Here is a 10,692-nt window from a genome sequence, read left to right on the forward strand (position 1 = left end):
ATGGAAGATTATGTTTGGTCTGATCCAATGATTTTAAAAATATTGCAAAACGAGGTTGTGCTTATTTCGTTATATGTTGATGATAAAAGGGAACTCCCAAAAGAAGAGCAATACGTATCTAAAGAAACTGGAAAAGAGGTGGTAAGCGTAGGAAATAAATGGAGTGATTTTCAAATTACCAAGTTTAAAGCAAATGCACAGCCATACTACATTGTTATGGACACTGATGGGAATATGCTATCAGATAAACCAGAAAGTTACAACTCAGATATCAATGCTTATAAAGATTGGTTGAGAGACGGAATAGATTCATTTAAAAAGGCCGAATAGGCCTTTTTTTATGCTTATTTTTTTACAATGAATTTATTTTAGGGTCTTTAAACTGTTTTTATTTCCACATATTTTTTATCTTTAAACCCTATTAAATTTAAAAAACACATGAAAAAACTACTAAGTATTGCATTATTGATATTTGGTGTCTTATTATCCTCGGCTCAGGATTCTAAACCAAATTATGTAGCAGAAAATTACACTAAAAAAGAAGTGCATATCAAGATGCGCGATGGAGCTGAGCTATTTACCTCAATTTATACTCCAAAGGATACCTCAAAAAAGTATCCAATCATCATGCAAAGAACACCTTATAACTCGGGGCCTTATGGCGCTGATAAAATGAAAAGGTCGATTTCACCAAGTGAAACGATGATGAAAGAAGGGTATATTGTAGTTTACCAAGATGTTCGTGGTAGGTTTATGAGTGATGGTTTGTATGATAACATGCGTGGCTATGTACCTAATAAAAAATCAAAGACTGATATTGATGAAGCATCTGATACGTATGATACAATAGATTGGTTGGTAAAAAATGTACCTAATAATAACGGAAACGTAGGAACATGGGGAATATCTTATCCAGGTTTTTATGCAACGTATTCTTTATTAAGTAATCACCCGGCATTAAAAGCAGTTTCGCCACAAGCATGTATTGCTGATTTCTTCTTTGATGATTTTCATCACAATGGAGCTTATCTTTTAAGTTACTGGAAAGTGACACCTTTATTTGGACCACAAAAAAAGGCACGTACCACAGAGCCATGGTATACTTTTACCAATACGGGAACCAATGATGATTATCAATTTTTTCTTGATGCTGGCCCACTTTCAAATTTAGATAAGTATTACGGAGCCGATAATGAATTTTGGCAACAGCTAAAAGATCATTCTAGTTACGATGATTTTTGGCAAAAGCGAGGTATTCTTCAACATTTGAACAATATTAAACCTGCAGTTATGACGGTTGGTGGTTGGTTTGATGCAGAAGATTTATACGGTCCATTAAATACATACAGTACGATTGAAAAGAGCAGTAAAAATTACAATACCATCGTAATGGGGCCATGGAGTCACGGAGATTGGGCTCGTAATTCTGCTAAACAAGTTATTGGGAATATTAATTTTGGCGATAGCATTTCAGGTTTTTACCAAAAAAATATTGAAGCTAATTTTTTCCGTCATTTCCTAAAAAATAATGGAAAAGGTGAAAACACACTTCCTGAGGCTTATGTTTTTGATTCTGGTAAAAAAGAATGGAAAACGTACGATGCGTGGCCTCCAAAGAATACGGAAAAGAAAGCTTTTTTCATGCAAGAGAACAAGTTGTCACAAATGGCAAAAAGGAATTTTGCCTTTGAAGAGTTTGTAAGTGACCCAAAGAAGCCAGTTCCTTATTCTGAAGATGTTAAACAACAAGGTCTTACACCTAGAAAATACATGACAGATGACCAGCGTTTTGCAGCAAGACGTCCTGATGTTCTTGTTTTTGAAACCGAAATTTTAACAGATGACACCACACTTGCTGGCGATATTTTAGCGCAATTACAAGTGGCTACAACAGGTACAGATGCTGACTGGGTAGTAAAAGTCATTGATGTTTTTCCTAATGAGGAGCCAGAGACTAAAGAGATAGCTCCTCATTTAAAAATGAGTAATTATCACATGATGGTGAGAAGCGAAGTGATGAGAGGGCGTTTTAGAAATAGTTTTAGTAAACCAGAACCGTTTGTGGCAAATGAAAAAACAGCAGTAAATATTAAGTTGCAAGATGTATTTCATACCTTTAAGAAAGGGCATAAAATTCAAGTACAAGTTCAAAGCACTTGGTTTCCATTGATAGATCTAAATCCTCAAACTTTTGTTGAAAACATTTTTTATGCAAAACCAGAAGATTTTCAAAAACAAACTCATAAAGTGTACAACGATTCTAAAATAGAATTTACTATCCTTAAATAAAGAGTTATTAAGATTTATATCTTTAATGAATCAATCCCTTTTAAAAAAAACACCTCAAAAAGTTATTACTTTTTGAGGTATTTTTTTTAAGATATGTTTCAAGATGATTATTTAATACTTATTCTAGTAAATATTGTTTGATTATAAAAATTCACCATGTTGAGAAATGTCAAGCCCTAATTCTTCTTTTTCTTCGCTTACACGTAAAGGTGTTATTTTATTAACAATAAAAAATAAAACATAGGATGCCGTAAAAGCAAAAATAGAAACCACAACTAAAGCTTTTAATTGGTTTAAAAATAAAGTTGTTTCTCCAAAAATTAAACCTTGATTATCTCCTACAATTGAGTTAATTGATTTTGAAGCAAATACACCAGTAAGAAGCATGCCTACCATACCGCCCACACCGTGACAAGCAAAAACATCTAATGCATCATCAATTTTTCCTTTATGAAATGCTCTCACTACAAGATTACTGATGATACTAGCAATTGCTCCTATAAACATAGCGTGTGGAATACTCACAAAACCAGCAGCTGGTGTAATGGCTACTAAGCCTACAACTACGCCAATACAAGCGCCCATTGCTGATAATTTGTGTCCTAGAATTTTGTCTAGAAATACCCAAGCCATTCCAGCAGCAGCTGCCGCAACTGTAGTAGTTCCTAATGCTTGTACTGCTAAACCATTTGAGCCTAATGCTGAGCCTGCGTTAAAACCAAACCAGCCAAACCACAGTAAACCAGTTCCTAATAATACATATGTTATTCTTGCTGGATTAACCTTTTGAACTTTTCTTTTTCCAAGGAAAATAGCTCCTGCAAGTGCAGCCCATCCTGCACTCATGTGTACTACTGTTCCACCTGCAAAATCAAGTACTCCCATTTTGAAAAACAAACCATCAGGATGCCAAGTCATGTGCGCAAGCGGAGTATAGATAAATAATATAAACAAAACCATAAAAAGTAAATAAGCCCAAAAACGGATACGCTCAGCAAATGCTCCAGTTATCAAGGCAGGCGTAATGATGGCAAACTTAGCTTGAAATAAGGCGAATAGCATAAACGGAATGGTAGGAGCAAGACTCCATGCGGTGTTAGTCCCTACGCCTTGAAAAAATAAGTTAGGAATTGGATTTCCAATAATACCACTAATTGAAGGGCCAAATGAAAGTCCGAAAGCAATGATAACCCATAAAACAGTAACAATTATCATAGCCATAAAACTTTGTAACATTGTACTAATTACATTTTTTTTTCCAACCATACCGCCATAGAAAAAGCCTAACCCAGGAGTCATGATAAGCACTAGAGCTGTAGCAACAATAATCCAAGCTGTATCGCCAGTGTCAAATTTTACAGCCTCGCTTGGAGCAGGTGCATCGATTAAGAAATAATTTGAAAAAAGGGTAAATAACAAGATCGCAATTAACAGCACACTCAAAACAATTTTTCTCATAGTTTTTTGATTTAAATTTCAATAAAAGTATAAAAATGTTGTTTATACCCCATTAAAAATAACAGCATGAGTTAAACTTTTAAATATATATTAAAATGACCCCTATTTTTTTAAGGGTTAATTATAATTTAATCTTAAAATTTACAATTTAACAAGCCCAATTTGAACTTTTTAAAAATTTTGTTATAAATCTAGATTATTTACATGAATTTATGACATAAAAAAAAGACACTAATTGATGAATCAACTAGTGTCTTTAGAAATAGCATTCTAAAAAAGATTATTTCAACGTGTGTCTACTTAAAATTTGATACACCTCATTAATGTTGTTACCGCCTTTTCCAAATTGTTTGCTAATGGGTGCATCATCATTATTAAGCCAAATTTTTAATTCAGCATCCATATCTAATAATCCTGCACTTTCTTTTGAGAATTTTTTGATACTAGAGTAGGGAATGGTTAAATAATCAACTTTAGTTCCTACTAATTGTTTTTCAATCAAGATCAATCTTTTATTGGTGAAAATAAACATATCTCTAATGAGTTTGTATGCTTTTTCAATTACCTCACCTTCAATCAAGATTGGTTCAAATTCTGTAGCAATATTTTGAATATTTACCTCAGATGCATTTCCTAGAATAGCATTAAATAATCCCATAATAATTTAATTTTGGTTGTATTTTGTTTTGTAACGATCGTTTAATTTAGTTTGATGTGTTTCTAAGCTAATCATTCTACCTTGTATGAAAGCATTTGTAAGCTTGTTTGTTCTCATATCAAGTGCATCACCATCAGATAAAAATAAAGTAGCATCTTTTCCTTCCTCAAGAGTACCGCATTGTGCATCAATACCAAGTATTTTAGCCGTATTTGATGTGATAAGTTGTAAAGCTTGTTCTTTATCTAAACCGTAAGCAGCACAAGTTCCAGCTAAAAACGGTAGGTTTCTTGTGTTCATTCTTTCATGTGACCCACTATTTTCGAGGCCTACAAGAACTCCTTTATCAGTAAGTAGTTTTGCATTTTTGTATGGTAAATCAATGTCATGATCATCATTTTCTGGCATTTCATGAACTCTTTTCAATAAAACACCAATGTTGTTTTCTCGCAATAAATCGGCAGTTTTATAAGCCTCATAACCGCCAACAATAACCATTTTTTTGATTCCGCTTTGTTTAGCAAACTGTACTGCGTCTATAATTTGTTTTTCTTCATTGGCATGGATAAATAAAGTTTGAGTACCATCAAAAAGACCTTTTGTAGATTCTAAAACGATGTTTCTTTCTTTTGAAGATTCGCCTAAATAAGCTTTTGCATTAGAAAGATAAGAGCTTAGCTCTTGAACTTCTTTTGCATATTCTTTGTTGGCTTCAATATTTCCTGGTTCTGCCCACCATCCGCTTCTTCTAAAAGTAGAAGGAAAGTTAACGTGTATTCCATCATTTTCTTTAACCAATGCATCTTTCCAGTGCCATGCATCCAGTTGAACAATTGAAGATGTACCAGATATTACTCCGCCTCTAGGCGTTATTTGTGCCATTAAAATTCCGTTTGGTCTTACTGTTTCAATAACTTTTGAATCAGCTGTATAAGCAATGATACTTCTTACGTGAGGTTTCATAGCACCTATTTCATCTTCGTCATCAGATGATTTAACGGCGTCAATTTCAACAAGACCTAAAGTAGAATTTGGAGCAATAAATCCAGGATAAACATGTTTTCCAGCAGCATTTATCGTAACATCATAAGCACCAGCCGCAAGACGTATCACGGTAGCATCGGCAATTAGGGTGATTTTTCCGTTTACAAATCCTAATGCACTGTTTTCAATCACTTTGCCATTTCCTAGATGCGCAGTTGCATTCATGATCAAAACAGATTTGGATTGTTTATTTGCGGGTGTTTGTTGCGCTTGAGCTAGTATTGGCAAACCGAGTGCCAAAACTAAGAGGTATATTTTTTTATAATTCATTTTATATTTTTTTAAAGTTGCTTGACTAAGCTTAAAGTATGAAATTGAGAAAGTGTTACTCCTCAAGAGTATCGCACTCATATTCTTTTCTTTCTTTCTTTTTAGGCTCTTGTGTGATCATTCCTTTGTTTTTTTCTTGTAACAATTGACCTATCAGTTCACTTCTTTCTTTTGTGATTTCTACTCTTTTTTCAAGATCTTTTTTTGCATCAAAGTACACAACTCCTTCAATTAAAGTTTGCTCTGCTTTTGCATAAATAGATAATGGATTGTCACTCCATAATACAATATCAGCATCTTTACCTGCTTTTATACTACCCACTTTATCATCAATGTGCAATAATTTTGCTGGGTTCAATGTTACAAATTTCCACGCATCCTCTTCAGATATATTTCCGTATTTTACTGCCTTAGCAGCTTCTTGATTTAATCTTCTTGACATTTCAGCATCATCAGAGTTGTAGGCAACTACAAGTCCAGCGTTGTGCATAATAGGACCATTAAAAGGAATAGCATCATTTACCTCAAATTTGTAAGCCCACCAATCAGCGAAAGTAGAAGCTCCCACACCGTGCTCTTTCATTTTATCAGCCACTTTGTAGCCTTCTAGGATATGCGTATATGTATTTACTTTAAAATTAAATTTTTCAGCAACATTCATTAACATTAATATTTCTGATTGTACATAAGAGTGACAAGAAATAAAGCGTTCTTTATTTAATATTTCAGCAAGAGTCTGTAGTTCTATGTCTACTCTAGGAGCTTTTCCTTTTTTATTACTTGCGTTAAATGCTTTCCAGCTCAAATCATATTCTTTGGCTCTTTGAAAATAATCAATAAAAACTTGTTCAACACCCATTCTTGTTTGTGGAAAACGAGTAGGATTTGTATTTCCCCAGTTTGATTGTTTTACGTTTTCTCCTAGTGCAAATTTTATAAATCCTGGTTGGTTTTTGTATAACATTTCATCAGCTGCAGCTCCCCATTTCCATTTTACAATGGCAGATCTACCACCAATAGGGTTTGCTGAACCGTGTAATAATTGCGATGTTGTTACACCACCAGCTAGTTCTCTGTATATATTTACATCTTCAGAGTTTACTACGTCTTGAATAGTTACTTCGGCACTAGAGTTGTGTCCGCCTTCATTCACTCCATTAGAAATCGCAATGTGAGAGTGCTCATCTATAATACCGCTAGTAAGGTGTTTTCCTTTGGCATCAATTACAGTAGCAGAGGCATCCGAAATGTTTTTACCCACTGCTGCAATTTTTCCGTTTTTCACCAAAACATCTGTTTCGGTCAGGATTCCTTCTTTTTCGTTAGTCCAAACTGTTGCATTTTTATACAAGATATTTTGCGCTGCAGGTTTGCTAAGATTTCCAAAAGCTGTATTTGGGAATGTTCTAGGGATTACAAAATTGTTTTTTTCAACTTTAGTAGAATCGATGGTTTTTACAAATGGAGCTGTTTTTACTGCAGACCATTTTACTTCTTTTCCGTCAAATAAAACTGCTTTTCCAGAAAGGGTTTGGGTATCGTCAATAAACCCAATCAATCTTGTAAAACTAGTTTTGGTTGAATCCAAAGGTTTGATCACGGTAGATAACCAATTGTTGCTCATAGAAAGTTTTGAATTTACTTTTTTGGCATCAACAGTTGTAATTTCTGATTTTGGTGCGCTTACTTCACCATTTATTTTCCATTTGAATTTTTCATTATTAATGGTGAGATCGTAATTCCCTCTAATATCTTTGATAGTTAAATCATTTATTACAAACTTGTTACCTTGAACCCAGTTTTCATATAAAATTGTTTTTTCATCAAAAATGGCGCCTGATGCAATTACGAAATTAGCTAAGCTTCCGTTTTTTAACGATCCAACTTCATTGCTTTTTCCTAAAATAGCTGCAGGAATTGTAGTCAGTGCCTCTAGAGCTTTGGTACTGTCAAAACCAAATTTTATAGCTTTTAAAAGGTTTGTTCTAAAATCTTCAATTTTCTTTAATTTATCAGTAGTCAGAGCAAATACCACTCCATTGTCTGATAAAACTTTTAAGTTTGTAGGAGCTTGATTCCAAAAACGCAAGTCTTTTAACTCCATTTGATTAGCCTGGTTTGGATCCGAAACATCATACGCTTCTGGGAAGTTTATTGGAATTATAAATTTAGAATTAGTATTTTTTATTTCTTCAATTCTTTCAAATTCGTTTCCGTTTCCTTTTAAAACATAGTTTAATCCAAATTCTTTAGCGATTTTGGCGGCACGCAAACTGTTTAATTTGTCCTCAGATGCAAATATTTGGACTAATTTTTCATTATTTGCAAGCGCCTCTAGTGAAAGGTCCTTTGTGGTTGAATTCCCTTTTTTGTACCAGTCTAGATCGTGGTACATTTGTCTTAATAACGCCATCATTCCCATTAAAGAACTAGGATAGGATTGATTTGTAGTAACGCTTCTTGTAAACGAAAAGTGGTTAGTCAACTTATCAGCTAACAATTGATTTTTCTTTTCGAAATTATTCAATGCTATTAGAGTACCTGTACCTCTTGCAATTCCATTAGGTACGTGAGTTCCTACTACTCCAAAACCAGCTTTAAGCAATTCCTCGGCTTTGGCTTGGTCGTATTTAAAGTTTTCATATGCATTAGCCTCAGCTAGTATGCTTTCATTCCAGTAATACCCTATTCTTTTTGTGTCATAAACCGGTATACGGGCAGCTCCTGCAACACTTTTTGGTTTTTCAATTCCAAAACTCGTGTAAATGTCTATGAAGGATGGGTAAATAGATTTTCCTTCAAGGTCTATTGTAGTACAGTTTTTTGGAATAGTAACTGAGGCTCCAGCACTTACTACTTTTCCGTTTTGAATCAGTAATGTACCTTTTTCAATAATTTGTGTAGGAGTTACATAAATTTTAGCATTTGTAAATGCGGTAAAATTACTGCTCTTGTTTTGTATACTTTCGTTGTTAGGAAAGTATTCCTGCGCATACGTTTTAGATAGCACCACGCTAAATAAAAGTAGAAATAGAATTTTTTTCATAGTTTAGTTTCTAATTAGTTCTTAAAAGTAAAAAATTGTACAAAGAGTGCAGGCTGTTTACATGAATTTAACATTTGTTTTTTATTATAGTGATTTACTTTGCTTTTAAAGTTTTAAAAAGTTTTTATTTTAAGAGCTTATTTAAACAATTATATTTTTTTAGATTGTTTGTCATTGTGTTAAAATATAAGAAAAGTTTTTACTAATTTTAATTTAAAATAATGATATATGTTAGTAAAGGTTTTTGGGAGTGCTGTTTTTGGCGTTGAAGCGACAACAATAACAGTTGAAGTTAATATGGATAAGGGTATAGGCTACCATCTTGTAGGTTTACCAGATAATGCCATAAAAGAGAGTAGTTATCGTATTGCTGCTGCGCTCAAAAACAATACCTATGCCATGCCTGGAAAAAAAATCACAATTAACATGGCTCCTGCAGATTTACGTAAAGAAGGTTCTGCCTATGATTTGACATTGGCAATTGGCATTTTAGTGGCTTCTGGCCAAATCAAAGCAGATGCTCTTGAACAATATATTATAATGGGTGAATTGTCTCTTGATGGAAGTTTGCAACCTATAAGAGGAGCCTTGCCAATAGCAATTAAAGCTAAAGAAGAAGGTTTCAAAGGTTTTTTTCTACCTAAACAAAATGTTAAAGAGGCAGCCATTGTAGCTGGACTTGAAGTCTATGGTGTTGAAAACGTTCAAGAAGTGATTGATTTCCTTGAAGGTAAAGGAACTCTAGAACCTACCACAATTGATACACGAGCCGAATTTTATAAAACCTTAGACTTTCCTGAATTCGATTTTAGTGATGTTAAAGGACAAGAAAGTATTAAACGTTGTATGGAAATTGCTGCTGCAGGTGGACACAACATTATATTGATAGGTCCGCCTGGCGCAGGAAAAACAATGCTTGCCAAAAGATTACCAAGTATTTTGCCTCCCATGACGTTGCGCGAAGCACTTGAAACTACTAAAATTCATAGTGTTGCAGGTAAACTTAAAGAAGTGGGTTTGATGAATCAAAGGCCTTTTAGGAGTCCGCATCACACTATTTCTAATGTCGCCTTAGTAGGTGGCGGAAGTTATCCGCAGCCTGGAGAAATTTCTATGGCACACAACGGAGTTCTATTTCTAGATGAGCTACCAGAATTTAAAAGAGATGTTCTTGAAGTAATGCGTCAACCTCTTGAGGATAGAGAAGTTACTATTTCTAGAGCCAAGTTTACGGTCACATACCCCTCATCTTTCATGCTTGTTGCTAGTATGAACCCAAGTCCGAGTGGTTTTTTTAATGATCCAGATGCTCCACAAACGTCATCTCCACATGAAATGCATCGGTATTTAAGTAAAATATCTGGTCCATTACTAGACAGAATAGACATTCATATTGAAGTAACTCCCGTTCCTTTTGATAAACTTTCAGATGATCAAAAAGCCGAAAGTAGTGTTGCTATTAGAGAGCGAGTGACTGCAGCTCGAGAAATACAATCTGCACGTTTTGATCACATGGACCACATTCATTACAATGCCCAAATGAATACTAAACAAATCAGGGAGTATTGCGCTCTTGATGAGGTATCAAAACAATTATTAAAAACAGCTATGGAGCGCCTGAATTTATCTGCAAGGGCTTACGATCGAATTTTAAATAATACTAATTGTTACATATAGCAGATTATTTTTTAAAATCAAATTATTTAAAATTAATTATGACCTACAGAAAATAAATAGTTTACATTTCCAGGTTTTAGTAATTAACTAGGGCAATACAAGTAATCCTTTATATTTGACCTCATAAATAATATTTATTTGAATATTCCTTCACAATATATTCTTCATTGAACTTTCTATATACCCTCTTTTTGTAAATCAGATTTGAAATTTATTTGTTATGATTTTTAAAATTAATTATTATTTATTC

At 33.8% G+C, this 10,692-nt stretch carries 5 protein-coding genes and 2 pseudogenes; 3 read left to right on the top strand and 4 right to left on the bottom strand.

Annotated features, from left to right (window positions below; genetic code table 11):
- Window positions 1-330: pseudogene (locus DNC80_RS15345) on the top strand (thiol:disulfide interchange protein); the annotation flags it as partial.
- A 108-nt stretch (window positions 331-438) separates the two neighbouring features.
- Window positions 439-2,289, top strand: a complete 1,851-nt coding sequence (locus DNC80_RS15350) for a CocE/NonD family hydrolase (protein WP_182651962.1) — start codon at window positions 439-441, stop codon at window positions 2,287-2,289.
- 141 nt (window positions 2,290-2,430) lie between these two features.
- Here the strand turns inward: DNC80_RS15350 and DNC80_RS15355 are convergent, their stop codons facing one another.
- The 4 genes from DNC80_RS15355 to DNC80_RS15370 all read right to left on the bottom strand — a co-directional run bounded on the left by DNC80_RS15355 (window position 2,431) and on the right by DNC80_RS15370 (window position 8,765).
- The gene (locus tag DNC80_RS15355) at window positions 2,431-3,747 is read right to left on the bottom strand and encodes an ammonium transporter (protein ID WP_182651963.1); all 1,317 of its coding nucleotides are present in this window, start codon (window positions 3,745-3,747) and stop codon (window positions 2,431-2,433) included.
- Between the two features lie 280 nt (window positions 3,748-4,027).
- Window positions 4,028-4,405 carry a PH domain-containing protein gene (locus tag DNC80_RS15360; protein WP_086455037.1) on the bottom strand — a complete coding sequence of 126 codons (378 nt, stop codon included), beginning with the start codon at window positions 4,403-4,405 and terminating at the stop codon, window positions 4,028-4,030.
- A 6-nt stretch (window positions 4,406-4,411) separates the two neighbouring features.
- The gene (locus tag DNC80_RS15365) at window positions 4,412-5,719 is read right to left on the bottom strand and encodes an amidohydrolase family protein (protein ID WP_182651964.1); all 1,308 of its coding nucleotides are present in this window, start codon (window positions 5,717-5,719) and stop codon (window positions 4,412-4,414) included.
- A 55-nt stretch (window positions 5,720-5,774) separates the two neighbouring features.
- Window positions 5,775-8,765: an amidohydrolase family protein gene (locus DNC80_RS15370; RefSeq protein ID WP_182651965.1), complete on the bottom strand. Its 2,991-nt coding sequence runs from the start codon at window positions 8,763-8,765 to the stop codon at window positions 5,775-5,777.
- Window positions 8,766-8,993: 228 nt separating this feature from the next.
- On the opposite strand from DNC80_RS15370, the pseudogene DNC80_RS15375 reads away from it, so the two are divergent.
- A pseudogene (locus DNC80_RS15375) lies at window positions 8,994-10,418 on the top strand (YifB family Mg chelatase-like AAA ATPase); the annotation flags it as partial.
- Between the last annotated feature and the right edge of the window lie 274 nt (window positions 10,419-10,692).

This window comes from Flavobacterium sp. SOK18b (genome assembly GCF_014156605.1).
GTDB classification, from domain to species: domain Bacteria; phylum Bacteroidota; class Bacteroidia; order Flavobacteriales; family Flavobacteriaceae; genus Flavobacterium; species Flavobacterium tiangeerense.

What these genes read in the sequence shown, in the direction of transcription:
- DNC80_RS15350 (WP_182651962.1), top strand. Translation starts at nt 439, where the DNA reads ATGAAAAAACTACTAAGTATTGCATTATTGATATTTGGTGTCTTATTA.
- DNC80_RS15355 (WP_182651963.1), bottom strand. Translation starts at nt 3,747, where the DNA reads ATGAGAAAAATTGTTTTGAGTGTGCTGTTAATTGCGATCTTGTTATTT.
- DNC80_RS15360 (WP_086455037.1), bottom strand. Translation starts at nt 4,405, where the DNA reads ATGGGATTATTTAATGCTATTCTAGGAAATGCATCTGAGGTAAATATT.
- DNC80_RS15365 (WP_182651964.1), bottom strand. Translation starts at nt 5,719, where the DNA reads ATGAATTATAAAAAAATATACCTCTTAGTTTTGGCACTCGGTTTGCCA.
- DNC80_RS15370 (WP_182651965.1), bottom strand. Translation starts at nt 8,765, where the DNA reads ATGAAAAAAATTCTATTTCTACTTTTATTTAGCGTGGTGCTATCTAAA.